Below are 24348 nucleotides of genomic sequence, written 5' to 3' on the forward strand. Positions count from 1 at the left end.
CCGCCCTCTCACTTTGGAGGGCGGCGTCGCAAAGCCAACGAACAGGAAAGACGGAAAGCCTCGGAACCGGAAAAGCACCGTTCCGTATCTCCGGTTGTCCGGGAATCAGGCCGCGCGGTCGAGCAGCTTCTTCGCCCGTGCCTCCATGTCGAGTCGTGCGTCCTGATGAGTCTTGTCGCGCGCGACGGCTGTGATGCCCTGGACGAAATCAAACACGCTCTCGGGCTTCCGGCCTTCCTCGGACAGAACTGTGTCGATGATCTTCGCCGTCTCGGTCTTGGAGAAGCCGCCCTTGCGCAGAAACTCGCTGCGGTCCTCGTCGGTCCGGGCGACGATCCGCTCCCGCGCCGATTTGATGCCGTTGACGAAGGGCATCGGCGAAGAGTTCGCGAAGCGTGTCAGCGCCGGCGCCGCCTCATGGGCGAAGCGCGTCGCGGCGTATTTCGAATGGCGGATGGTGATCTCCTCGAAATCCTGAACACCCCACAAATTCCGATTCTGACAGACGGCGCGAAGATAGAAGCTCGCTATGCCGAGCGTCTTCGCGCCCACCTCGGAATTCCAGCAGTAGAAGCCGCGGAAGTAGAGGTCCGGCAAGCCGTCGGGCAGCCGGCCGGCCTCGATCGGATTGAGGTCGTCGACCAGAAACAGGAAGACATCGCGATCGGAGGCGTAGAGCGTCGTCGTATCCTGGGTGATGTCGACGCGCGGGTTGTAAACGCCAGTCGACCAATCAAGCACGCCTGGGACCTTCCAGCGCGTGTCACCCGTGCCATTGCCGGCGATGCGCTGAACAGCTGCCACGAGTTCGTGGTCAAATATACGCCCATATTCCGGACCCGTCGCGGCGCGAAGCTCGAGGCGACTGCCCTGCACCTCAAGCGTTTTTATCTGCTCGGCTCGATGAAAGCTGAGGCCGAACTGCAGGTTGATGCCAGCGAGCGGTGCCGGAAGCTGACGGAGGTAAGCCGCCGGCGCTCCGACCAAGCTGGCAAGTTGACCGAAGCTCCAATGAGTCGGCGCGATCGGCGCGTCGCAACCGGGTAGCATCAGCGTCAGGCGCTCGGCATCGTCGCGGTTGGCCTCCACTCGGATCGCGGTGCTCTCGACCGTTCGGGTCCGGCTGCGCTCGCTCCGGCTGCGCACGGCGGAGTAGAGATCCGACAAGGACAGATAGCGTTCGTCCGCCGGCCGCGAGAACCATTCGGATGAAACGCGGCCGATGCGCTCGCCGCGACTCACATCCACCTTGTAGCCGCCGGCGCAGTCGTGGGCAGCGATCAAAACTTCTGCTTGGGTCATGGGACAATCTCCATGACGGGCGCCGGAGGCCTCTCCTCCGATCATCAACCCGTCACGGCGAAGCCGATCCGTCCTCTCACTCTAATGGGGGCGTTGCGGGGTCTCCCCGCAGAAGGGGGTGCGTCGGCGACCGCGGCGCCGACCAGGGGGAAGGCTTTCCCCTCAAAGGCGCACCGCCGGAATTCGCCATATCATCGGAGCAACAGGCTGCGTAACCCGATGGACCAGCTCGGAAAGTTAGTGCGCGCGCAAACAAGGGGAACTGAACATCGGAGCCAACTGGCGGGTGCTTTCGCCATTTTCATACGACAGCTTGACTTGACGTCCCACACACCGGCAGAACGATCCTCCACAGACCACAACGTCAGCGATTGAAACGAAAATGACGTTCGATATCAGGGGCAGCATCAAGAATACGAAGATCAGCTCGAACCTGTATGTCGTTTTTGAGGAACCGATCTCAAATGCGACCGACTCATTCCTTATCCGCAAGCACGAAGACGCCTCTGAAACGGACATGCTGGTTGAAATCGACGTCTAATTTATTCGAGCTGACATGCTCGACGACCGAGAGTCCATGATCGTTTCCTGCAAAGACAACGGATACGGGTTGGGAGACGATCAGCTCAAGGCATTTCTAACCAAAGACACTTCCTACAAGGACGACCTTCCGATCTTCGCGATTGGTCAGTGTACCTGCGGCCGAGAGCCGCAAGTATTTTTGCTACGCTCCGTTACGCTATCTTGCGGCTATCAACGCAGGCTGACGCGTTAACTCGCTCGCGTTTGACGCGAGCTATGCGGGGTCATCGAGAATATCGTTTTCTTCCGTCATTCTGGGTGCCAACATCTCAGTCATCTCGACCGTGACGTTTCGTGCGGCGGAGTGATGGAGAAGACGAATGACGGAGTCCAAATTCCTGACACCGGAGGAAGTGTCTGCACGATACCGTGGCGAGGTCTCCGTGGGTACGCTGCGGAATTGGCGCGCAATGCGAACTGGGCCTGCATACATCAAGATCGGCAAAGCCGTCTTATACCCGGTGGACGAGCTTGACGCATGGGATCGGGGAAATCTGGTGATTTGTAGTGCGTCGAAAGAACTGAACGTGAGCTAGCTTGAGAAAACAAAATCGCGCTCTAATATGATGACTCAATCCGCTGGCACGCTCGAGACAACGACTCGGTTGCTGTGCTCGGAATGATAGGGAGCTAAAATCGCGAACCGCGCTGCGTTTCCCCTGTTCAGCGGTGCACCGTCAGACCACCGCTTTCATCATAAGTCGGCTCAACACTGACGCCATGTCCTCGCGGCACTCCGTCCGTGACCAAATACTCAGCGCAGAGAAGGCGACGTTGAGTTGAGCGCTCCGAACCGGTCGGTTCAGGCAATCAGCCGTGTCCGATAGGCCTCAAGCCGCGCCAGTCGATCCTGCAGATACGTGCGATATTGGATCAGAAGATCATCTGGACTGGCGAACTCGCCAAGCACCCTTTCCGTCTCTGCCATCGCCTGATCGATGGTGAGGCAGCCCGAACCGTCGCCTGTCATCTGATCGGTCAAGTAGCGCTCGACCTCCAATCGAGTAGGTTCGGGGAGAACCGAGCGCGCTTCGAAATAGATCAACCGGAGCCCGAACCAGCGCAGTCGCTCGTCCTCCATGCCCTGGACGATCGCGAGGCGGTCCTCCCATCGCGCATCGTGGAACGCGGCAATGCGTGCCTCATCAGCAGGACCGGGAAAGCCGCTATAGATGCGCTCTTCGAGGTGCGGAGATAATGCGTAGGGCTCGCGCGCAGCCATGTAAGCAGCCACAAGCCGCGCGCACAGACCAGTGTCCGCCTTCATGAGACAGGCCCGGTCTCCGGTGGCGCCCATCGAACCGCCATCCAGCATATGCTCGGGAGCGTCGTAGAACGCCGTCAGCGTGGGCGCGGCATTGATCCTGAAGCGACGAATCGGACTTGGCTTCTGCGTCCGATGAACTTGCAGTTCGAGATCGCTCATCGCGGCAAGCCGGCCCATGTCTTCGTTGAGACTCAAGCAAAGCCGGCCATTGGCCTGATCGGGATCCCTGCCGATGCAGACGACCGACGTATGATAAGCTTGGCCGCCGAAAAACTCGGTCAACACGAAGCCGTCTTCGACCTCAATGAAATCCGCGACGGTCGCTTTGTTCGAGAAGCGCACGAAGCGCTGCCACAACTCCGGAGACCTTCGATAGACCAATCGGCTCAGTTCGAGCGTCGCAAGCACATCGGACATCGCGTCGTGTGCCCGAGCATGTGCGACGCCATTTGCCGCCGCCAACTGTTGCAAGCGAAATGTCCGCCGCCCTTCTTCGCTGACCGGCACAACTAGTTGCGCAGGCGACACGGCATCGGCGGCCATCACCAGACTGAGCGCATCGGCGCGGCAGTTTCGATGATTACTTGTCAGATATGCCGGATATAGGCACTGGAAGAGGGCGTGGCGCAGCATCTCCTCGTCGAAGCGGATGGAGTTGAAGCCGACGAAAACCGCAGGGCTCCAGGAAATCAAGGTCCGGCGAATATCTCCTACCATGGTGTAGTGCGACGGCAGGCTGGAATCAGTCAACGACTCGATCGGCAATCCGTTCGTCCGAAGCGCCGAAGGATGGGGAAGCACATGTGGCTGAAGGCGCGAGCGCGTCTCGAACCGAGCCACCTCGTTCAGGTTTTCATCGGTGCGAACAGCGGCGAAGTGGAGAATCTGATCGAAGCCACGCTTAAGCCCCGTCGTCTCGGTGTCGAAAAAGACGAAGCTCATGGGTGTGCTACCAACGAGTCAACCGGAAACGCATCGCCGCCGGGCTTACCCTAAACCGGCGCGCGAGACCCTCAATCGCTGCCTCGTCCTCGAGATCCACACCACCGCCTTCCAAGACGGCGGCTAAGAGGTCGCCGGGGATCAACAGCTCTGAGGCGAAGGCGTTGGCTTCGATCTCTATCGGTTCGGTTCCGAGCGCTGAGATATCATCTCGGAAGAGAACGCGTATCCCCTTGTCGACGTGAACGGCTTGTCTGATGTCTTCGTCGTGCAGCACATGATGGGCGAGTTCATGGGCGGCGGAAAAACGCTGGCGGTTGGGATGATGTAGCGCATTGACGCCGATGATGCCGATGCCGTCCTTGATATAGGCCATGCCCGAAAGATCCTCCTCCAGCGGTGCGTACTGAAGGACGATCTTGCGCGATTTAATGATGCGTTCGACAGGGACGGGCGGCGCTGAAACGCCGAACTCCCGAAGGATCGAGCGCGCAGCTTCGCGCGCTCGACCTGGATCAGCGTCCCTCACGATCCGACCTTAGAGCCGCGGCGTGGCGCGAGCGCGCTGCTGATCAAATCAGCGACCTGGGCGCCCGCGTTCTCGGACAGCGACTCCTTCGAAAGCTTCTCATTGACCAGCGTCATCTTCAATTCCTCCCCGATGGACTTATGCGGCATTGGCGGCAGCAGGTCGGCGACCTTCGCGAAATCAAGCGCGGTGGCGAGGGCATAGACATGGTGCAGCAATATGTTCTGCCGGCCGCTCTCGATGTTGGCGATCGACGCGCGAGACATCTTAACTTTGCTCGCCAACTGGGCCTGGGTCAGCGAAAGAGCCTTGCGCCGCGTCGAGACCGCGTTGCCGAACGCTATATAGACCGGATTGCCCGCCATCGCCGATGTTTGCGCTGCTTCGGGCATAATGTCAATCCCGCAAACATTATGTGCTTATTACAAACTTACTAGTGTGATCATTACTTGACATATTGGCCAATCTCAGGAATCCATATCCCGCCGGAGAGCGCGACGCTCACCGACGAGGCGAAGGAACCGAGATGTCGAAGCGCATTCATGTCGTGCCGCACGAATCAGGTTGGGCAACCCGACGTGAGGGGGCGTTGCGGGTGGGGTCCACCCATCACACCCAAGCCGAGGCGACGGAGGCGGCGCGTAGCACTGCGCTTCGCGAGCACGGCGAAGTCGTCATCCACCGTCCCGATGGCCGCATTCGCGACGCCAACTCCTACGGAAACGATCCCTTCCCGCCGAAAGGATAACCCAACGGATCGCTCACCAGGGCGATCCGGTCGGATCGGCGCGCGGAGGTCATTCAAAGAAGAGGACCAATATCGATGTCGAATTTTCCGTCCCTGCGCCGCGATGATCGGCCTGATGATCCCTTTGCCGACCCGCTGGACGCGGTACTCGCCGAGCTTGCCATCAATATTCAGCTTCCGCCCGGCCTGCATGCCAAGGCGGTCGAGCGATATGAGGCGGTCCGACGCTACATCGAACGACCCGGTAGTCCGCTCGAAGGCAGGGTCGCCTGCTTCTATCCCCAGGGCTCCATGGCAATCGACGCAACCACGTCGACCCGCGGCACGGACGACGAGTACGATCTCGATATCGTCGCCGAGATCGAAGGCCCCGACCTCGGTCCCGAGGCGCTGCTGGATGACCTGGAAGCCGCACTCGAGAGCTACCCGGTAAGCAAGGTCGTGCGCCAAACTCGGTGCATCACGCTCTACTACGCCGACGGCATGCATCTTGACATTACGCCGTCGCGGCGGCGGGCGCCGAAGGAGAAGGAAGGCGAGATCCCGCATGCGAAGAAGGGGACTCGCAGCGACCCGGCGCGCTATGTGCCGATGAACTCATATGCCTTCGGGAAGTGGTATTGCGCCCGAACGCCTACCGAGGAGCGGTTCGCGCTGGCGCTGAATCGTCAGCTGTACGAACAGGCCGGAATCGCCTTCGCCGCAGCGGACGTCGAGGACGTTCCGCCGCAAACGCCGCTCATCATCAAGAGCGTGACGACGGTCGCGCTGCAGCTAATCAAGCGGCACCGCAACATCGCCTACGCGACCGAGACGGGCCGGATCCCGCCATCGGTGATGTTGTCGTGCCATGCCGGCCATGCCGCCCGTCCGGGCATGAGGCTTGCGGAAATGCTGATCCGGCAGGCGCGCTGGACGGCCCGCGCGATCGACGACGCCGCGAAGCGCGGCCAGCTCCTGGTCGTGCCCAACCCCGAATTTCCGGTCGAGCGTTTCACCGACCGTTGGCCAGAATCTCAGCTGCAACAGACAACCTATTCTCGCCACCTGCACACCCTCGCTAACGGGCTCGAAGCCGCCCGCACCGGCGACGTGCAGCTGGAGGACTTGCAGGAGTGGTTGCGCGGGCAGTTCGGGGACCGGGTCGTCACGCGTTCTGTCAAAGCTTTCAACCAGCGGCTCGGGCGCCAAGTTCAATCACGGCAGCATGGTTATACGCGCTCCGGCGGCCTGTTCGTTCCCGCCGCGCCGGCGATCATCGGCGCGGCGACCAGCCTGGCGCCAGTCGCGGCTCGCGCACACACCAACATGGGAGAGCGCCGATAAGTGGTGATGACGGTCGACGCCCAGATCACTGACATGGCTTCCTTGTGGCCGAACTTGAAACTCATCGGCCGCCACGGCGCAATCGCGGCGTGGCAGGGCCCTCTCCGGCCTTTGCTTCAGACGTTTCAGGTCGAGATCACTTATCGAGCGCCGCTGGTGATCGAACGGCTCGACGTGCGCATTCTCCAGCCACGCGTCAAAGTCTTGTCACCGCCGTTACGGCACCGTCCGGGCGACCCGGAGGGTAGGCTCCCTCACGTGTACTACGGTTCGGATGGCGAAGTGACGCTATGCATGCTCGATCCCGATTCCGACGATTGGTCGCCGTTCGACAGCCTCTCGCAGACAACTGTGCCCTGGGTGATCGAGTGGCTTGCCGCTTACGAGGGCTGGCGCGCAACGGGTCAATGGACAGCGAGCGGCCGCCACGTCGTAGCAGGTGGCGTCGGTGTCTAAGAGCAGCATTCCGCAAAAGGTCCAATCGGCGCTGTGGGCGCGGGCTGCTGGCCGCTGCCAATATCGTGGATGCAATACTGATTTGGTCGGCGACCTGGTGGCCGGGCGGCAAGACGGGATCTTCGGCTTCATCGCACACATCGTGGCTGACGTCGAAGGCGGCCCGCGCGGCGATCCGATCCGGTCGACTCAGCTCGCGCGTAGTCTGGAAAATCTAATGTTGATGTGCGCCCGACATCACAAGCTGATCGATCTTGACGCCGTCGCCGATCATCCGGAATCTGTTCTGCTAACTATGAAAGCCGAGCACGAGGGCCGGATCGCGATCGTTGCCGGCATCGACGAAGACCGGGCATCTCACGTCATCAGGTTTGGGGCGAGCATTTGTGACAACGAGGCGCTTGTATCGACGCAGGCGATCTTTTCGGCGATGCCGCCCGACCGCCACCCAGCCAGCGGCCAGAGGTTGGATCTTGAAATGGTAGGCTGTGCGTTTCGAGACAACGAGCCTGCCTATTGGACGGTCCAGCGCGAGAACCTGAGACGCCAGTTCGAAGCGAAGGTGCGAGGCCGCGTAGAGCGACAGGAGATTAGGCATCTAAGCGTATTCGCACTCGCACCGCAGCCGCTGCTGATCGAGCTTGGCCGGCTGCTCTGCGATATCGTTCCGGCCGTCGTTCATCAAAGGCATCGCGAACCCGCGAGTTGGCGATGGGCGTCCGATGGCCCCCCGATCACATTCCAGGTCACCGAACCGGATATCGGGCTGTCAGGCTCGGTCGCGCTAAAGCTCGGTGTCAGCGCTACCGTGACCGACGCGCGACTCCAGGCGGTTCTCGGCGACGAAGCCGCGATCTGGTCGCTCTGCGCGGATCAACCTCACAACGACGTCTTGCGGCGAGCTGACGATCAGGCCGCATTTCGGCGCGAACTCCGACGGCTCTACGACCGCATCAAGGCTCGGCATGGCGAGGGAACGCTGCTGCATGTTTTTCCCGCGCTTCCCGCCTCCCTGGCGGTCGAGGTCGGCCGCGTCTGGATGCCCAAATCGGATCTTTCCCTCCGGCTCTACGACAACAATCGATCGCACGGGTTCATACGGACCTTCGATATTCCCTAAACCCGATGCGACAAGCGCGCGGACATCTTCCTGTCCGCAATCCTCCTCGCCGCTGCGATTACCTGGTGGATCAATTAAGTCCGGACCCAAGCCCTCTCTCGTAGAGGCATGTATCCGAACGGGAGAAGCCTATTTTTTCAGGAGGCCACCAAGCCACTTTTGAAGGCTGTCACCGTTCATCAATTCGAGACGCGTCGGCAGAAAGGGAGTTATGAACGGATCAGATATTAGCCTTGGCGGAAAGTCCGACGTTGTAGTCAGGATTCCCTTAGAGGCATTCTGCTCCCCGCTGAGTACGCCCAGCAATGCACGAATGTCATCATATGAAACCTCGTTCCTCGGCTTATACGCCTTCACCGATCCTATGATCTTGATGCAACCAACCCCCTTCGAACAGCTATGACATCCCGTCCGTGATCCCCTGAGCGTGGCGTTAATGTCACCTCGTCGAACCCCGCTTTATCGAAGGCACCAGCGACGATCTCTTCCCAACGCGTCGCAGAAAGTGAATACGCTTGGCTCCAATCCGATTGCAGGCTTGCTACAATTTCATACCAAACCGCTGAGTTTGCCTTTATTAGAAATCCCTCTGCCGTTTTACGATCTGCCAGGACGATCTTGTGATCTGGTGTAATGATTCCCGCTACTCGCAACTCCGCTTGCTTATTCCCCTCGGAAAACCGCCGAGCGATAAACGACTCGAACACTGACGGAAGCCTGTCTTCGTAGATCAAGTCAGTAATTTTGATCTTCTCTGGTGGAATTTCCAGATTCCTAAAATCCACTAGTCGTGTGAACTCTAAAAGAATCGGAAACGCTAATTTCTGCGCAATAGGAAACAGCTTAACGGGCATGTAGAATATCAGTTGCTGCGCTAGGCGAACCCTTACCTCTTCCATCTGCTGCAAAGTAAGCATGGCACGCGCTCTTTACTACAACTGCGCATAGGTTAGCAGTCAGCCGGCTGTCGGGCCTTAACAGCCGGAATAGCCAAATCGCAGTTTCGAATACCGACTCCGTGATCAGCGCCTGCTAAGTTTGACAGATCACGTATCCATGTGCGTTCATTTCGGTACACGCCGAGAAGAATGACATCAACAGCCAATAGAGCTGAACGAAGTATGGGTCTGGCGCTTGGCCGGCTGCGACTTCCTTTAGCGCCTCTTCAACAGCACCGCGGCTCAGCGAAGAGGTCACGATGAAGACCCGACGAATTGCATCCGGCGCAAGCCGCACTTGAGCGAATTCGTTCATTAGCTCGTCGGCATCGCCTCGGACAATCCTCTTGATCCGGGTTTTGACTCCGCTACCGCTTACATACTTGTTGTTCCAACCACGAATTTTCGCTTCCATCGATTCCGGCGGAAGGCTCATACGCTGCAAGTTCTTAATTGCTTGGCTCACGGAGATATGGAACGGCCCAGCACCGAGCGATAGTGGACCATGCTTTGCGTGATAAAAGGTAATTCTAGGCGGGCTGCTGGAGTTGTTTAGCCCAATATAGTCCGCCCATTCGTCGCCAAGATCGTCGCACACAAGCACATCGTCCCCGTCCGCAACACTCGCTTCGATCACACCGAAAGTGGAGTCAGCATCAAAGGTGGCCTTTCGCGTCGAAAAGTTACCCTTTTCATCAGTCACTCCGTCTAGGAGCGGATCAGAGCGCAAATGGCGCAACAGGGCTGCGCCACCATCTACAAAGCCTTCGTCGCGGAACAAGGTCCCGTCGATGTAAGCTAAAGAGAGGGCGTCGAACAGCAATATGAACTTATCCTCGCGATCGATGTAGCGTCGGAGCGAGATCCGATTTGGATCGTGACCGAGAGCATACTCTGTACTTTCGACCTCGATGCCGGCAGTGATCGGCAATTGCAAGTCACGCAATGCTACGCGAGCTTGGTTGATTGCAATTGCTCCAACCGAATCAGCACCGTCGAAGATATCCATCCTCTTTCCGTCGCCGCTGACCCTAAACGCACGATCGAGCTCATTTAACGCTGCATCGATTTCATGCTTGGAGAGTTGAGTGAGTCTACCGCTATCTTCATGTACAAGTCTGATTTCGCGATCGACATGGATCGCATCAACAAATCCCGCAACGTCGACGGCAAAACTTGTTGGACGCGCGGTGCCGCCAATACTCGCCAAATCGATAGCGCGGGCTAAGGTACGGAGAAAGCTGGCAGGTGCAGCTCTTCCACCTACCAGCTCGTCAATTACAGATTTCGCGTACTCCACAAGTGCGAGGTGATCGACCCGATCAGACCGCTGCCCTATCCTGCCGGTGCTAGGAGTTGTAGAATAGTGGTCAGTTCCCGACCGGACCGCGTACGCCTGGGGCACATACCGGTTTGCGCCAGCAGGCCCGACAACATTTTGTAGGTCATCGGCTTCGAACGTTTTACTCCTCATCACGTGCTTGGAGACCGACATGTTTCGAAGCCGAATCTTTTCGAACACCGCTCCCTGCCGTGCGACCGCACGATCCACGCGTTCGGCTGATACTCGACCGAGATAGCGGGTGAAAAATCCTGCCGGAAGATCGAGCTTGGATTTAAGAATCGCGAGATGATCGCGATATTCGATCAAAAGAATAAATCCGCAGATTCGTTCTCGGATTCCTGCGTCTTCGGTTAAGAATGAAGGCGAGCGGTCATAGAGGAAGGAGATCGCAGACCAACGCGCGCGCCCAGCTTGGACGCGCCGATGGTAGAATATGTTTTGGGAGGCCGAGGGCTGGCTTGCCCGAACTTGGCGAAAAAGGTCATCCAATGCGGCATTGCTCATCTGCCGCTTAAGAATGTGAAAATTTGCTGTTTTTGCAACGCGAAGAGAGTCGATCATCCATCCCCCGTCGCGTTTCCGCGCGGAAGTACGCCATGTCAATTAAGACGGACCTTCAATATGATCAACTTAAGCGCGAATGCCTCCACGATGCAAATGGAAAGAACATGCCCCCCGCAAAGAAGAGTTAGAAGGCTACTCGATGTCGCGCAGCTCTAGACGGCCTGCTCAATAGCAACGTTAGCCACAAAGTGTCGGCTTATCGACACGTATCCGGTTGATGGGCGTTGAAGGCTATGATCTCTTGACTACGGGGCGACGGCATGCGGAGCGTGCTTGAGGTGCTATGCGACGACAACCCAGTGATCGTTCGATAAAGATTCTGTTCGCTTCTTCGGGGGGCCTATGCGCTTTCCCGGGATGTACAACGCAGCTCGTTCAGCCTCAATCTCGCGCATTACTGGGCGAACTCTGCCACATTCGTGCGGCCTCTCCCGGGGGGCCGAGATTCGATCCCGCGCAATCCGAAGAGTCGCGCAACGACGCAGACAACTTGATCATCCTATGTCCAACGCATCATCGTTTGGTCGATCAGGATCCGACCACTTACACAGCGGATTCGTTGCTTCTCATGAAACGGCGCCATGAGAGCCGCGTCGCAGCATTTCTCAGCTCGGTTGCTGTCGAGCTTACTGACAAGCAGGCTACCGACCTCTCGCGACAGGTGGAGGACGAATCAGTCGACTTCGCAGTTGTCGTCGCGTTGCGGAAGGAATTGGCTGCGCTTAAGCATTATTTTCCTGAGCTGGTACCGATTTCGTCGACATCGGATTCGACCCGCACGTACCTTCGCGGAACGATTCCAACAAGACGCGGCGGCTCGTATCGAGTTGTTGCCACTCTCCTTCATTCGATGGGAAATCTCGATGCCGCACATGCGACATCGGACCTCATCCACAAATGGAAGCCGCGATTTGTACTTGTGAATGGAATTGCTGGTGGAATCTCTAGAAAGGATCAGGGCTTCGGCGATATCGTGGCCTCGAACTCCATTTTCTATTATGAGCTCTCGAAGGTTCGACCCAATCATCAGGAGCATCGAGCTCGGCAATTTCAGGCGGACCCCATCCTCGTGGATGGAATACTGAACTTGACCGACTCAACGTGGCGCGCACATTTGCCTTCAAGGCCCGATGGGAAAAGCGCGAGCGCCATCGAGCCGAGAATTCATGTCGGACCAATTGCCTCTGGAGAGAAGGTGATTGCTTCAAGCGAGGCTGCCCAAGAGCTTCGGTCGTTGCAACGCGATCTCATCGCAATTGAGATGGAGAGTGCAGGAGTCGCTTCTGCGGCATTCAGCGCTGTCAAGAAGGTGGGATTCTTGACGATCCGAGCCATCTGCGACTTCGCCGACGGCAAAAAGAATGACATGTGGCAAGAGTACGCAGCGTATTCCGCGGCTTCGTGCTTGCGAAGCTTCATTGAGTCGCGCCCAGTTTCCCTCTCGGAGGGGGCGTGGCCGAAGTCCGTTGCTTCGGTAGCGGCAACGAAGTCGCGTATTTCGATAGCTCAACGTAAGAAATTGTTCGATGAGCTGTGTACGGCGTTCGATATGGAAGAGTTTAAGAACCTTTGCTTTCTCCTGGGCGTGGACATTGACGAAATTCCCGGCGACCGCAAATCGGCCCGGGTCAGAGAGCTAATTTTACTGTTCGAGCGGCGCGATACGTTGCACGTATTGGAGGAAGCCGTCGATGAAAGGACACGTTAACGGAAAACCTGAGCATTCAGGCTGATGCTTTCGGCGGTGTCCGTAAGCCGTCGATACGCACTGAAATGCATGTCACGGACAGATCGGGCATTGAAACAAGGACTCCAATCGAAGCGGCCAGGACCGAGCGTGAACTCTCGTGACTATCACGAACAATCACCCACTACATGCCCCAGTCTCCGCCTCCTACAGCTCGATCAGAATCTAAAATAACAGCAAACTCAAATAGATAATAGACGCCGCAGGCTCATGCACAACCACCCCTCAGGCGATCCCTCCCCCTCGCAGGCCGACATCCAGATGACCAAGGCCATCATCGACATCGCCAAGCCGCTGGGCATTGCCGTGCACGATCACATCATCGTCGGCAAGAACGGGCATGCCAGCCTGAGGGGAATGAAGCTGATCTAAACGACGTCGCCTCTCGGGCGTTAAAGCGGGCCTTGCCGCGAACCTCGCAAAACGACGCGATTGCCCCATCTGAGACATCGGCTGCCCGCGCGAAAAAGTTCGGCCGAACTCACAAGAAATCTTCTCTCTTTGGCTCTCGATGTTACGGACGAGCGGACACCGGCCTTAAAAGGCAAAGCGACGCGGATCACTCGATCCGGAACGGCATCGAAAGCCGCTTCTGCGCCGAAAAAAGGCCAACCCGGAATGATCGCATCAGGTTCACGCCTGAAGCTTTACTGGGCCATTGCCGAGGTGTTGCTCTTGCGAAGTCTGTCGAGGTCCTCATCAACCGCCAGAGCCATCGGCGTATTCCGCGGCGTCATCCGGTACGTCTGCAAAGAGGGTGCAGCCGCGACCAAAGCGGGCCACGCCGCCTCCGCGTCGGCGGCATGGCCGGTACGAATAAGCGACGATAGCCAGACCGCCTTGCAGACACCTATCGCAGGAGTTCGATCCATACATTCGCGAGCGAAACGCAGCGCATCCTCGTAATCCTGCACGGAATAGCGCAGCCTTGCCCCGTAGAGCGCGTAGTGCGCTGGGCGTACCGGGTTCCAGGAGATCGCCTTCTCGAAGGCTTCAATCGCTGTCTGGGTTCGACCGGCATAGTGCAATGCACCCGCAAGGGCGACCCAGTTGTCCGGATCGCCAGGGCCGAGCTCGATCGCCCGCTCGGCCGCGCTCACCGCTGACTCAGGGGCCTGACCTGCGTCGGTTACCAAGGACAGCACTCGCCACGAACTGGCACGCAGCGGGTCCAGCGCAATCGCGCGCCTGACGTCGGCGATCGCCTGCGGCAAGTCCTGACGACTGAGCCCAGGATCGTGATGGCCAAAAATCAGCATCTTCTTCACCAGTCCGAGTCCCGCCCACGCGGGCGCGTAGTTCGGATCAAGGCGGACCGCCAGTTCGAGCTCCTGCCGCGCTTGGCGGAGGCTCTCGGAACTTGGTACCATGGTCAGCGCAAGCGTGCGCAGCACGCGCGCATGCACATCAAGCGAGGCCGGCGCGCGGCTCCGCAACGCCGCCCGGTCCGACTCGCGCACGGTTGCACCAAGCGAGGCGCTGATCCGCGAGATCAACGTTTCAGTAACGTCGGGCAGGTCCTGCGCGGTGGGCTCGAACCGGCCGCTCCAGACGATGCGGCTGTTGCCGGAATCGATCAATTGCACGTGGAGCTGCAGCCGGTCGCCGCGTCTCTCCGCGCTGCCATCCACAAGGTAGCGAGCGTGGGTCATCGCGGCGATCTGCGCCGGCGGCAAGTTCTTGCCGCTAAGTTCGGCTGTGGCGAGGGTTGCGACGATGTGCAGGTCGGGGTTGCGCGCAAGTTCGGAGGCGATCATGTAGGCTAACCCGTGGCCGTCCGGACTGCCTTCCTGAGAGGTGTTGAGTACGCGCAGGGGTAGAACTGCAACATCGGCCACCATCCTCTTGTGTACTTTGGGGGGCCCGGAGCCGGCGCCGAGCAGTAGAAATTGCCAAACCAGCACAATCGCGACTGCCACCATCGCAAGGGCGGCGGCCAGGCGATAGAATCTTCGCACATCGCGCGGCGCCGTGTCGGCCGCGTCAACGATCAGAAGGTAACCGCGTCGTGGCATCGTCCGCACGACTTGCTGCCGGCTGTCACCGAGCGCGCGCCGGATCTCGACCACGCATTGCACGAGCGAGTCGTCGGTGACCGAAACGCCCGGCCACACTCGCGCACCGAGATCTAGTTTTGTAACCAGCTCTCCGGGACGGCGCCCCAATTCAAGCAAAACTGCCAGAGCCTGAGGCCGCAGCTCAACGGCCTGGCCGTGCCGGTCAAATAACTGCGCCTGATCCAAATTGAGCGTGTATCCGTTCAGCCGCAGGCAGGTCATGCGCACACCTCCCGCCACTGATCTTAGCGGACCGGAAAGTGCGTCTCAAGGCAGCGGCAGAGCCCGATTTCGTCCTTTATCGTGCCTTTTCGTGCGGTTTTCCCGCAGACCTGCACTACGTTGACAACCGGAGAGCCGCTGCCCTGAGCCCGCGGTAACCGAATAACGCGATACCGAGAAAGCTGCACCGCGCTCACAGGGCCGGAGTGTGTCCAGTGCGCAACATCAGACGGTGGACTCATTCTTCTCGCGAGATTGCAAATGCGGAAGAGATCTTCGATAGCCATCACAGCGGGAAGGGCACATTGCGGCGGAGTCGACCGTCATTCGCGCGCGCGCCGAGGCAGCCGTTACTTCATTGCGACGATACTGAGCGCAGCCTGCATCGTTCAGTTCGCAACCAATCCGGCGCGGGCTCAATGCACGGCTCGCGATGTCTTGCAAAACCAGCTGAAGCTCAAGACGCGCCCCGCCGAAGTGTCCCAGCAACTCATTCAGTCCGGCCGCGATGTGGCGACATGGAAGACCATTACCATTGGCACCTTCGCTGATCCGCTTGGACTGCGCAATAAACTGGACGGCATGGGCTGCGGTATCGGCGGGCAGGCCGCTGAAATACTTGCTCGACCGACATTCATCCTTGGCTCTCGCAAGACAGACGTGGAGCTTGTCCTCGTATCGCCAGCCCAGCTTGGATTCACGTCCGATACTGTGACCTTGGCTGATGTTTACGCACGTGCTCGACAGTTCGGCTTCGAACTCGCGGCAGCCGAAGTCGGCCCGCAATTGCGCATCCAATATCTTGACCAGCCTATCGGTGAATTTCTCATCATCGGAATGGAGCCAATCAAGACGTGGAGTGGCGAGCCGATTGTTCTGAATGTAGCAAATGGCGGCGCCGGATTGATCCTCATCGGCCAGGACGGCAGAGCCAGTTCCGCAATACACGTGACATCTCGGTTCGTCTTCGCGCGCTCGCATCCATCCGCACCCGGCACTGGACCGATTGATCAGACAGCGGCGTTTCTGCCACCATGAAGAGGAATCAAGCAGTGAGGCCACTATGCTTCATCGTGTCTCCATCGCAGCGGCATTGATCGCCGGAGCGATCGCCGGAGGTGAAGTCGCCAACACGGCCGCCCTCAATTCGGGGTACCGAGTGGTTGCCGGCAGCGAGCAGCCATCGGTCGATGTCGAACTCGTTCTTGCTGTAGATGTCTCCTATTCAATGGATCCTGGCGAGCTTTTGCTTCAGCGCGAGGGTTACGCGGAGGCCATCGTTTCCAACGAATTTCTGCAAGCGATCAAGGCCGGGCCGAACCGAAGGTTGGCCCTGGTCTATGTCGAATGGTCTGGACCGAACGATCAGAAAATCATCGTGCCGTGGAGATTGATCGACAGCCACGAATCTGCAGCTGCGGTGGCGGCGGAAATCGCGAAAGCGCCGGTTCGCGTGGGCTCACGCACCTCGATCTCTGGCGCGATAAATTTCGCATTGCCGCTGTTCGATGCGGATCCGTATCGTGGATTGCGGCGTGTGATCGACGTTTCCGGCGATGGCGCGAACAACGACGGAAGCCCAGTTACCATCGCACGTGATGCGGCACTGGCAAGGGGCATTACCATCAACGGATTGCCGATCATGCTCGAAGGAAGGCTTCCGTCGCAAATGGACATCGACGACCTCGATCTCTATTACGAGGATTGTGTGATTGGCGGGGCAGGCTCGTTTATGATGACGATCAGAAGCCGTGACAGGTTCAAGGAGGCGATCCGAACAAAACTCGTGCTCGAGGTTGCCGGCGGCGTGCCCAGGGACCGGATCGTTTCGGTGACCGAAAGGGAGCCGCGAGTATCCTGCCTCATTGGTGAGGCAATATGGGCGAAGCGAAGCCGGTGGTGAGCGCTTCGGTACCTTTTTGGAAGGCGCACAGCTCGATCCGCGTTGAACGAGCGTAGTACGTCTGCTCATGGCCCGTTTGAGACATGCCGACCGACTTTGAGAATGTCCGCGAACCGGGGAAGACCGGAAGTGGCCAGTGCACAAGGCAGGCCGCTTCCATGCGGCCGTCTTCGCTTGGTCACGAATGACTCGGATTGGCAGCCTGCAACGCGCCGATCGCCTCGGCAGGGCGAGCCGATGATCGCTTCCTTACGGCAGCGACCCTCTAAGGTCCGCGACACCAAAATCTACCAGGGCTCCGCCACCGTTCTCGGAAGTCGTCTGGGTGCGGGCCTCGCGGTACTCTGACACAGCGATGACCCGGCCGCCTTTCTTCTCCGGCGGTCCGACATTTCGAGCGAGGATCGCGCCAAGCAAAAGCATCGTGACCATCAGCCCGCTCACGGACGCAGTCACATAAAGATTGGACCAATTGCGCATCACTACACCACCCATGCGCATCGCCCCGGCCCGATGCAACATGCGTCGTTGAGTCGTTAGGCGATTTGGTGGCGCGGCAGTGGCGTTCTGGCGTTCACCTCACGTGTTACGCGGTGGCGACCACGCGTTGCAGGTTCGTGGCGAGCGGATTGCTTTGAGCAGCCTTTCCTGTGGACCGCCGCACTTCCATCACAGGAGGCAGCATGGACTCAGGCATACTCCGAAATTGCGCGGCTTGCTCTCCCGGCCGCGCGGATCTGGCCTGGAGCCCCGGCTGGTACGGTCGGGGCTCTCTTTGGAGCGTCTCTCTGAGACCGTTCAGCTTGGCCTCGGGCGGCGGTCTTCTGCCAGTCGCCTCAGCCACCAACCCTATCACAAGCTCCGTCAGAACTGCCGACGTTGCCGTCCGCTTTCGGGATTTCAGCGCTGTTCGTCTGGATCAGACATAGCTGTTTCCGCATCTCGACGAGGCGCGCTCCACTTGCGGCGTCGCGAACTCCTCCAACAACGCCTTTGCTCCACTCAGGTCATGGGTGTCGAAGCCCTCGGTAAACCAGCCGTAGACCGGAGCGAGAAATTCTCAAAGGTCCTCATTCCGTCTCCCTTGATCGCGCCGCAGCCGCGCCGTGCTAATTGTTGCGCGCAGCTCAAATGACGACAATTCCGGGCTGTATCGTGCTTCATCGTGAGCAAGAGCGGCCACGCCGGTCTGCGCGGATGCGGTTGATCTAGGGCTTCGAATCAAGTGACAACGGCAGCATGAGCGACTGGCTGCACAATCTGCCGGTGCCCGTGATGGCGCTGGTGATCTTTGGATTCACATATCTGCTCGCCGCGGCCATCTTCGCAGGCATCGCGAGGGCTGCGACGGAGGAGCGCGCGAAGTCGCTGAAGGCGATCTCGCCGGGCATGCTGCCGGTGCTCGGTATCATCTTCGGCCTGTTCGTCGCCTTCACCGCGGCGCAGGTCTGGGGCGACAGCGACCGCGCCAGCGCCGCGGTGAGCCGCGAGGCCAGTGCGCTGCGCAGCGCCGTGCTGCTGGCCGCCGGCCTGCCGGCGGAGCAGGAGACGAAGCTGCGCGGCCTGGTGCGCGACTATGTCGGCCAGGCCGTCGCGGTGGAATGGCCGATGATGGCGCATCAGGAGGTGTCGCTGAAGGTCACGCCGCCGGCGCTCGCCGAAGCCCTGCAGTTCGTCGTCGCGATGACGCCGCAAGGCCCCGGGCAGGCGAATGTGCAGCGCGAGCTCATCGCCGCGCTGGAGCAGGCGCTGGACGCGCGGCGGCAGCGGATCATCGTCAGCCTCGCCGCGGTCAACCCGGTCAAATGGTGGTGCCTGTATCTCCAGGCGGCCTGCGCGCTGCTGGTGATCGGCCTCGTTCATTGCGACAACCGGCTGGGATCGGCGATCGCGATGGGCCTGTTCGCCACCGGCGTCGCCACCTCCGTCCTGCTCATCGCCGCGCACGACCGGCCGTTCGCAGGCCAGATCTCGATCCAACCGGAGCCGCTGCTCCAGATCATGCCGGCAGCCCCCGGCTAGAGTTGAGCAGAGCGCCGCCCGAGAGAGCATCTCACCGGACGAGTTGCCACCCCTTCGGGGTCCAGCGCAGCAGCGTGCCGGACAGCGGCTTCGGCGCGCGCGCCATCATGCTCCTGGCCAGCGTCCGCAGCGCGTCGATCGCAGCACTGCTGTCTTCGCTTGCATAGAGCACGAGATCGGCCGACGGCGCTGCGACGATCAGGACACCGCCCTGGGCCTGCGCGAGCGGCGCCCAGCTGTCGACCAGCGCGAGCCGGCTGGTCTGATAATAGTCCCCCGTCAGCGTGCCGAACTGTCCTGACGGGACCGCTTTTGCAACCGTCGTGAGCGGCTTCACGCTGCTGCGCAGATTGGCGATGGCGATGTCGAAGACCTGGTCCTGCGTCAAGCCGAGCGCGGCACGATCCTTGTCGTTGAACACCCTGACCGCCCGCGGCGAATCCAGCACCGGGACGACCACCAGCCCCTCCGCCAGGGGCCGCGTCAGCGCCGGGTCGCGCGCGTCGACCTCCCGAAGCGCCTGCCGCATGTAGTCAGCCGAGCGCACGACCACGCGAAGGGCTGCTCGGGTCGGCGGATCGTTCCGGCTGCTCGCCGTTGCCTTGACGCCGCTGACATAGGCGCCGATCTCCCTGGCGCAGCCGCCCGTATTGGCCTTGCAGAAGGCGTAGATGCGGTCGAGGTTGGTTTGCAGAGGGCCGACCGACAGCGTCAGCGGTCCCTTGATCACGACCGGGGTGTCACGAATCTCGGCGCGGATGCGCTCGGCCACGAAAGCGGTAAACCCGGGTTCGTCGGCTGGAATCTGTTGTGCCCGGGCAGCCCCGGCTCCGACAACGCCGGCTACGACCGCGGCGATCAGCCACCGGCATATCCGCGATCGGATGCTCATGCGAACCACCAGCCGGCGGCTGATCGATCAATAGCAATAGCGTTGGCTGACCCGGACATAATAGCCGTCGGGACGCTGCATGTAGCAGCCGCGCTGATAGGCGTAATAACCGGAGCGGCGGCGCTCGCCCTCGGAGGCGATAGCAGCGCCCGTGCCGGCACCGACGACCGCGCCGATTGCGGCGCCGCGTCCGCCGCCGAGCGCGCCGCCGAGGATCGCCCCGCCGACACCGCCGATGATCGCGCCGCCGATGGCATCCTGGGCCGCGGCCTCCTGCGCCGGCATCGCCATCGCGACCGTCAGACATGCCGCGATTGCAAAACTTCCAATGCGAAGACCTCGAAGCATGCTCGCCCTCCCTGTGATGAGCCAGTCATAGCGCCGGAAGCGGATTCGGACCAGACAAATAGCCGGGCGGCACGGCTCGCGACGCCTAAGCGATGGCGTCGGAGGCGCAGCGTGAAGACGGCTCAAACCATGCCGCCAGCGATGCACCGGCCGATCGGACGTCAGGGATCGATCCAGCGCTGCACGGCCTCGGCGGTGTCGGCCGGCGTGGAGTTGAAGCAGATGGCGGCGTCAGGCGCCAGGCGATGGACGAGATTGAGCACCTTCTCGAACAGCAGCAGGCGCTCTTTCGGCTCGCGCAGCCCCGCGCCGATCACGATGCAGTCGAAGCGTTCGTCGCGCAGTGCGGCCGTGACGCCGGCTTCCGCGGTCGCATCGAGATCGATCAGGCAGCTCGTGACCTCGTAGCCGCGATCACGCAGGCGCAGCAATTGCGCTTCGATATAATGGCGCACGAGCTCCGGCGTGAGCTGCGGAAATGCGCTGTAATCCGCATTGCCGGGTTCGATGCCGATCGCGAGGACGCGCTTGGCCATGCAGGGCTCCCTACCGCATCGTCTAAAATGCTAACGGGCGAACGACCATGCCGGTTCCCCCACCGGCGGGTCGCGCTGCCGGCGAAGGCGCGGGTCCGGCCCTGCGGCACATTTTCCCGCCGAGGCTGTAAGCCATTTCACATGCGCCGGGCCGGCAACCTGCCACATTTGCTGGAGATCCCGTTGGAGTCACACCCGATCACGGCACCCGGTCCATATCTGACTTGCACGAAATTTCGATAATTCATCAATTTTCGGGAGCGGAAGATGGTCTCATTCGAGAGTCTGAAGAGCGAGTACGAGCGGAATTGGTCCAATCTCGAGATCCGGCCTTCCCGCCTCGGCGATGCGAATGGGGTCGCGCGCAAGGCGATCAACGGCAAGGCGACCTATCAGCAGATCGAGCGGTTGACCGGAGTCCCCTGGTATTTTGCTGCGCTCTGCCACTACCGCGAATCCAACTTCGATTTCGATACCTATCTCGGCAACGGCGAAACGCTTCATCGCGTGACGACCATCGTTCCGAAAGGGCGTGGCCCCTTTACCACTTTCGTGGACGGCGCGGTGGACGCGTTCAGAATCGAGAACTTCATCGGCGCCCACGACTGGGGCATCGCCCGGATCCTGTTCCGGCTCGAGGCGTTCAACGGCTTCGGCTATCACGCCAAGGGCTGCAATTCGCCCTACCTCTATGGCGGTTCGACACTGTACGGCCCGCCCGAGGCGAGGGCCGGCAAATTCGTCCGCGACCACGTGTTCGACTCGAACCACGTCGATTCCCAGCTCGGCACGGCGGTGATCCTGCATGCGATGATGTCGCTCGATTCCTCGATCACCCTCGACGGCAGCCCGCAATTCGCCAGCCGCACCGAGCCCGAGGACGATGCGGCGTCGACGATTGTTCTGATGCAGCAGGCGCTCAACAAGCTCGGCGCCAATCCGCCGCTCGTCGAGGACGGCATCAGCGGACCGAAGACGGGGGCCGCGGTCTCGCAGTTTCAGCAGCAGAACGGCCTGAGGGATACCGGGCTTCTCGACGGGGCCACGGTCGCGGCGCTCACGCGTGCAACGCAGGCGGGAGGCTCCGTGCCGAGCGGCGATATTTCCAAGATCCTGAAGCGGCTGGAAGACCTCGCACACTTGCTGCGACCGTCAGCCGGCGGCGTAACACCGGGAACGACGACACCGGGCAGCACGCTGCCCGCCACCAACGATCCGATCAACCTGTTCGAACGGCTCTTCTCCCTCATCAACAAGACGGCGCCCGTGCCAGGACCGGTCAGCCCGACCAACCCGGCCCCTGTCGATCAGCTGAAGCAGGTTGTCGACCTGCTCAGCACCCTGCTCAACAAGGACGGCAAGCCGGTGCTCGGCCAGGTCAACGGCGCGCTCGGCGAGACCATCGGCAAGCTGCTCGACGGCAAGAAGACCGCAATCGGCATCGGCGGCTCGGTGCTCACTGCGCTGCTCTCTTCGGTGACCGCGAGCCCGAATGCTGGCGGTCTTGCCGGACTGCTCGGCACGATTGTGTCGGCGGTGCCGGGCCTCGGCCAGTTCGCAATGCCGATCTCGCTGGCGCTCACCGCCTGGGGCGTGCTCGGCAAGCTCGAGAAGTGGGCGCAAGGCACCGCGCCGCCGCCGAAGCCGACGACGTAAGGCCGTTTGCGTCTTCAGCCGTCGGAATCGGCAATGGCTGCCGCACGCCGCTCCATCAACACGCGCTCGCGCGCATTGTTCGCGAGTCGTGCAGCGGTCTCGAACGATCTTCGCGCCTCGGCAAAGCGGCCGAGCTTCTCCAGGAGGTCGCCGCGGACAGAATGGAGATGGTGGTAGGCCCCGAGCGCCGGTTCGTCCGCGATCATGTCCACGAGATCGAGACCGGCCTGCGGCCCTTCGGCCATTCCGAGCGCGACCGCCCGGTTGAGCTCGATCACCGGCGAGCGCACCAGCGCCGCGAGCTGGCCGTAGAGCTCCGCGATGCGGCGCCAGTCGGTGGCAACGGCCGTCTCCGCCATCGCGTGACACGCGACGATCGCGGCCTGCAGCGTGTAGAACCGGCCGGCACCACCGAGCTCGCGCGCGCGGTCGAACGCGCGAAGGCCGCCGCCAATCAGGCGCCGGTCCCAGAGCCTGCGGTCCTGGTCCATGAGCAGGATGGGCTCGCCATCGATGCCCGTGCGCGCCTGCTTCCGCGCGGCATTCAGCTCCATCAGTGCCATGAGACCGTGGACCTCGGGCTCGAGAGGCGCGAGCCCGACCAGCACCCGTCCCATGCGCAGGGCCTCGTCGCAGAGCCGCGGCCGCAGCCACTCCTCGCCGCCCGAGGCCGAATAGCCCTCGTTGAAGATGAGATAAACGACCTCGAGCACCGAGGCGAGACGCTCCGAAAGCGCCTCGCCGCTCGGGATCTCGTAGCTCAGGCCCGACCGCGACAGCGTGCGCTTGGCGCGGACGATGCGTTGCGCGACGGTTGCCTCCGTGACCAGGAAGGCGCGCGCGATCTCGTCGGTGGTCAGGCCGCAGATCATACGCAATGCCAGCGCCGCGCGGGCCTGCCGCGGCAGCAGCGGGTGACAGGCCGTGAAGATCAGCCGCAACCATTCGTCACCGATATCGTCGTCGAGGGCGGCGTCGATATCCGGCATCGCGTCCTGCTCCTGCATCAGCTCGTGCGCGAGCTGCTCCTGCTTGCGGGTGAGCATTTTTGCCCGGCGCAGATGATCGAGCCCGCGGCGCTTGGCCGTCGCAACCAGCCAGGCGCCGGGATTGTCCGGCACCCCGCTGTGTGGCCAGGCTTCCAGCGCTGCGACCAGCGCGTCCTGGGTCAATTCCTCGGCCAGCGGCACATCCCGCAGCATGCGCGACAGCGTGGCGATCAGCCGCGGCTGCGCGACACGCCAGGTTGCGTGAATCGCGGCACGGATCGCGCGATCGATGTCGGCGGTCGTCATCGCCGCCGACCAGAGCCCTTTCCGTTCCGATTGAATCGGAACGGGGCTCTGGATTCTTGTTTTGACGTGTTTTCTCGACGCGAACCGGTATCCGCTTCGCTCGAAAACGCTCTGGGACGAGCGGTGCTGTCCATCAGGCGTGGGCGGCCACCCTGGACTGCGCGTCGACCTGGCAGGCTGTGTCGAGGCCCGGCGTGGCGAAGGCCCGCAATTCGCAGGTACCCTCCCAGCCCGGCATGTGATCGAGGTGCAGCTGCATGAATTCCTTCGCCATGGCCACGGCTTCCGCCTTGTCGCGCAGCTCGAAAATGGCATAGCCGCCGATCACTTCCTTGGCCTCGACGAAGGGGCCGTCGATGACGCTGAGTTCGCCGTCGAGGATTCGCACCCGTGCGCCGGTCGCAAGCGGCATCAGGCCGCCATTGTCGATCATTCGACCAGCCTTGATCTCCCGCTCGGATATGTCCTGCATGGCCTCCATCAGCGCCGGGCTCGGGGCAGCCATCGGCTGGCTGGAGGTGACGATGTACATGAAGCGCATGAAAGACTCC

The 24348-nt window shown here is 60.9% G+C and carries 25 protein-coding genes and 2 pseudogenes; 13 read left to right on the forward strand and 14 right to left on the reverse strand.

Annotated elements, in window-relative coordinates; all coding sequences use genetic code 11:
* Positions 1-105 precede the first annotated feature (105 nt).
* Positions 106-1302 (reverse strand): hypothetical protein, encoded by a 1197-nt coding sequence (locus BJ6T_RS00300; protein WP_026192137.1) that lies wholly within the window; start codon positions 1300-1302, stop codon positions 106-108.
* Positions 1303-1684: 382 nt separating this feature from the next.
* Here BJ6T_RS00300 and BJ6T_RS46880 point away from each other — a divergent pair, with 382 nt between their 5' ends.
* Together BJ6T_RS46880 and BJ6T_RS42970 are read left to right on the forward strand one after the other, a co-directional pair.
* Positions 1685-1843, forward strand: a complete 159-nt coding sequence (locus BJ6T_RS46880; RefSeq protein WP_016839828.1) for a hypothetical protein — start codon at positions 1685-1687, stop codon at positions 1841-1843.
* Positions 1844-2204: 361 nt separating this feature from the next.
* Complete coding sequence (locus BJ6T_RS42970) at positions 2205-2420, forward strand: helix-turn-helix transcriptional regulator (protein ID WP_011082899.1); 216 nt, start codon at positions 2205-2207, stop codon at positions 2418-2420.
* Between the two features lie 266 nt (positions 2421-2686).
* Here the strand turns inward: BJ6T_RS42970 and BJ6T_RS00310 are convergent, their stop codons facing one another.
* The 3 genes from BJ6T_RS00310 to BJ6T_RS00320 are packed head-to-tail and all read right to left on the reverse strand — an operon-like array spanning position 2687 to position 5014.
* Positions 2687-4093, reverse strand: a complete 1407-nt coding sequence (locus BJ6T_RS00310; protein WP_014490281.1) for an exodeoxyribonuclease I — start codon at positions 4091-4093, stop codon at positions 2687-2689.
* Positions 4094-4100: 7 nt separating this feature from the next.
* Positions 4101-4622 (reverse strand): ImmA/IrrE family metallo-endopeptidase, encoded by a 522-nt coding sequence (locus tag BJ6T_RS00315; protein ID WP_011082901.1) that lies wholly within the window; start codon positions 4620-4622, stop codon positions 4101-4103.
* On the reverse strand, positions 4619-5014 hold the full coding sequence (locus tag BJ6T_RS00320; protein ID WP_011082902.1) for a helix-turn-helix transcriptional regulator: 396 nt from the start codon (positions 5012-5014) through the stop codon (positions 4619-4621). The genes BJ6T_RS00315 and BJ6T_RS00320 overlap by 4 nt, the downstream gene beginning before the upstream one ends.
* 134 nt (positions 5015-5148) lie before the next feature.
* On the opposite strand from BJ6T_RS00320, the gene BJ6T_RS42975 reads away from it, so the two are divergent.
* The 4 genes from BJ6T_RS42975 to BJ6T_RS00335 all read left to right on the forward strand — a co-directional run bounded on the left by BJ6T_RS42975 (position 5149) and on the right by BJ6T_RS00335 (position 8272).
* Entirely contained in the window at positions 5149-5370 is a 222-nt protein-coding gene (locus BJ6T_RS42975) for a DUF2188 domain-containing protein (protein ID WP_011082903.1), read from the forward strand.
* A gap of 75 nt (positions 5371-5445) precedes the next feature.
* The gene (locus tag BJ6T_RS00325) at positions 5446-6696 is read left to right on the forward strand and encodes a nucleotidyltransferase domain-containing protein (protein ID WP_011082904.1); all 1251 of its coding nucleotides are present in this window, start codon (positions 5446-5448) and stop codon (positions 6694-6696) included.
* 6 nt (positions 6697-6702) lie between these two features.
* Entirely contained in the window at positions 6703-7152 is a 450-nt protein-coding gene (locus tag BJ6T_RS00330; RefSeq protein ID WP_202557271.1) for a type II CBASS E2 protein, read from the forward strand.
* Positions 7136-8272: an SAVED domain-containing protein gene (locus tag BJ6T_RS00335; RefSeq protein ID WP_011082906.1), complete on the forward strand. Its 1137-nt coding sequence runs from the start codon at positions 7136-7138 to the stop codon at positions 8270-8272. The genes BJ6T_RS00330 and BJ6T_RS00335 overlap by 17 nt, the downstream gene beginning before the upstream one ends.
* A 129-nt stretch (positions 8273-8401) precedes the next feature.
* Here BJ6T_RS00335 and BJ6T_RS49535 read toward each other — a convergent pair whose 3' ends face one another.
* From BJ6T_RS49535 to BJ6T_RS48090, 3 genes are all read right to left on the reverse strand, one after another.
* Positions 8402-8629, reverse strand: coding sequence for a restriction endonuclease (locus BJ6T_RS49535; protein ID WP_071908403.1), 228 nt, complete (start codon positions 8627-8629; stop codon positions 8402-8404).
* 5 nt (positions 8630-8634) lie between these two features.
* A complete protein-coding gene (locus BJ6T_RS00340) occupies positions 8635-9189 on the reverse strand; it encodes a restriction endonuclease (RefSeq protein WP_011082907.1) in 555 nt (184 codons plus the stop codon).
* A gap of 115 nt (positions 9190-9304) precedes the next feature.
* A complete protein-coding gene (locus tag BJ6T_RS48090; protein WP_011082908.1) occupies positions 9305-11116 on the reverse strand; it encodes a hypothetical protein in 1812 nt (603 codons plus the stop codon).
* A 286-nt stretch (positions 11117-11402) separates the two neighbouring features.
* Here BJ6T_RS48090 and BJ6T_RS49540 point away from each other — a divergent pair.
* The 3 genes and pseudogenes from BJ6T_RS49540 to BJ6T_RS42990 all read left to right on the forward strand — a co-directional run.
* A pseudogene (locus tag BJ6T_RS49540) lies at positions 11403-11639 on the forward strand (HNH endonuclease signature motif containing protein); the annotation flags it as partial.
* A 48-nt stretch (positions 11640-11687) separates the two neighbouring features.
* The gene (locus BJ6T_RS42985; protein ID WP_223153803.1) at positions 11688-12827 is read left to right on the forward strand and encodes a phosphorylase family protein; all 1140 of its coding nucleotides are present in this window, start codon (positions 11688-11690) and stop codon (positions 12825-12827) included.
* A gap of 246 nt (positions 12828-13073) precedes the next feature.
* Positions 13074-13238 (forward strand): annotated as a pseudogene (locus tag BJ6T_RS42990) (JAB domain-containing protein); the annotation flags it as partial.
* A gap of 275 nt (positions 13239-13513) precedes the next feature.
* Here the strand turns inward: BJ6T_RS42990 and BJ6T_RS00355 are convergent.
* A complete protein-coding gene (locus tag BJ6T_RS00355) occupies positions 13514-15145 on the reverse strand; it encodes a winged helix-turn-helix domain-containing tetratricopeptide repeat protein (protein WP_014490287.1) in 1632 nt (543 codons plus the stop codon).
* Positions 15146-15406: 261 nt separating this feature from the next.
* Between BJ6T_RS00355 and BJ6T_RS00360 the strand changes: the two genes are divergently transcribed.
* Entirely contained in the window at positions 15407-16183 is a 777-nt protein-coding gene (locus BJ6T_RS00360; RefSeq protein ID WP_080593818.1) for a hypothetical protein, read from the forward strand.
* Positions 16184-16208: 25 nt separating this feature from the next.
* Entirely contained in the window at positions 16209-17048 is an 840-nt protein-coding gene (locus BJ6T_RS00365; RefSeq protein WP_014490289.1) for a DUF1194 domain-containing protein, read from the forward strand.
* Positions 17049-17297: 249 nt separating this feature from the next.
* Here BJ6T_RS00365 and BJ6T_RS00370 read toward each other — a convergent pair whose 3' ends face one another.
* Complete coding sequence (locus BJ6T_RS00370) at positions 17298-17570, reverse strand: hypothetical protein (protein WP_014490290.1); 273 nt, start codon at positions 17568-17570, stop codon at positions 17298-17300.
* Positions 17571-18287: 717 nt separating this feature from the next.
* Here BJ6T_RS00370 and BJ6T_RS00375 point away from each other — a divergent pair.
* Positions 18288-19070 carry a bestrophin-like domain gene (locus BJ6T_RS00375; protein WP_014490291.1) on the forward strand — a complete coding sequence of 261 codons (783 nt, stop codon included), beginning with the start codon at positions 18288-18290 and terminating at the stop codon, positions 19068-19070.
* Between the two features lie 31 nt (positions 19071-19101).
* On the opposite strand, the gene BJ6T_RS00380 is transcribed toward BJ6T_RS00375, so the two are convergent.
* The 3 genes from BJ6T_RS00380 to BJ6T_RS00390 all read right to left on the reverse strand — a co-directional run bounded on the left by BJ6T_RS00380 (position 19102) and on the right by BJ6T_RS00390 (position 20846).
* Complete coding sequence (locus BJ6T_RS00380) at positions 19102-19962, reverse strand: DUF1444 domain-containing protein (RefSeq protein ID WP_225895099.1); 861 nt, start codon at positions 19960-19962, stop codon at positions 19102-19104.
* Between the two features lie 27 nt (positions 19963-19989).
* Positions 19990-20310, reverse strand: a complete 321-nt coding sequence (locus BJ6T_RS00385) for a YMGG-like glycine zipper-containing protein (RefSeq protein WP_014490293.1) — start codon at positions 20308-20310, stop codon at positions 19990-19992.
* Positions 20311-20471: 161 nt separating this feature from the next.
* Positions 20472-20846, reverse strand: coding sequence for a hypothetical protein (locus BJ6T_RS00390; RefSeq protein ID WP_014490294.1), 375 nt, complete (start codon positions 20844-20846; stop codon positions 20472-20474).
* A gap of 267 nt (positions 20847-21113) precedes the next feature.
* Here BJ6T_RS00390 and BJ6T_RS00395 point away from each other — a divergent pair, with 267 nt between their 5' ends.
* Positions 21114-22502, forward strand: a complete 1389-nt coding sequence (locus BJ6T_RS00395) for a peptidoglycan-binding protein (RefSeq protein ID WP_014490295.1) — start codon at positions 21114-21116, stop codon at positions 22500-22502.
* A 14-nt stretch (positions 22503-22516) separates the two neighbouring features.
* Here BJ6T_RS00395 and BJ6T_RS00400 read toward each other — a convergent pair whose 3' ends face one another.
* Positions 22517-23797, reverse strand: coding sequence for an RNA polymerase sigma factor (locus BJ6T_RS00400; RefSeq protein WP_014490296.1), 1281 nt, complete (start codon positions 23795-23797; stop codon positions 22517-22519).
* Positions 23798-23930: 133 nt separating this feature from the next.
* Positions 23931-24338, reverse strand: a complete 408-nt coding sequence (locus BJ6T_RS00405; protein WP_014490297.1) for a YciI family protein — start codon at positions 24336-24338, stop codon at positions 23931-23933.
* Between the last annotated feature and the right edge of the window lie 10 nt (positions 24339-24348).

This window comes from Bradyrhizobium japonicum USDA 6 (assembly GCF_000284375.1).
In the GTDB taxonomy this organism is placed as follows: domain Bacteria; phylum Pseudomonadota; class Alphaproteobacteria; order Rhizobiales; family Xanthobacteraceae; genus Bradyrhizobium; species Bradyrhizobium japonicum.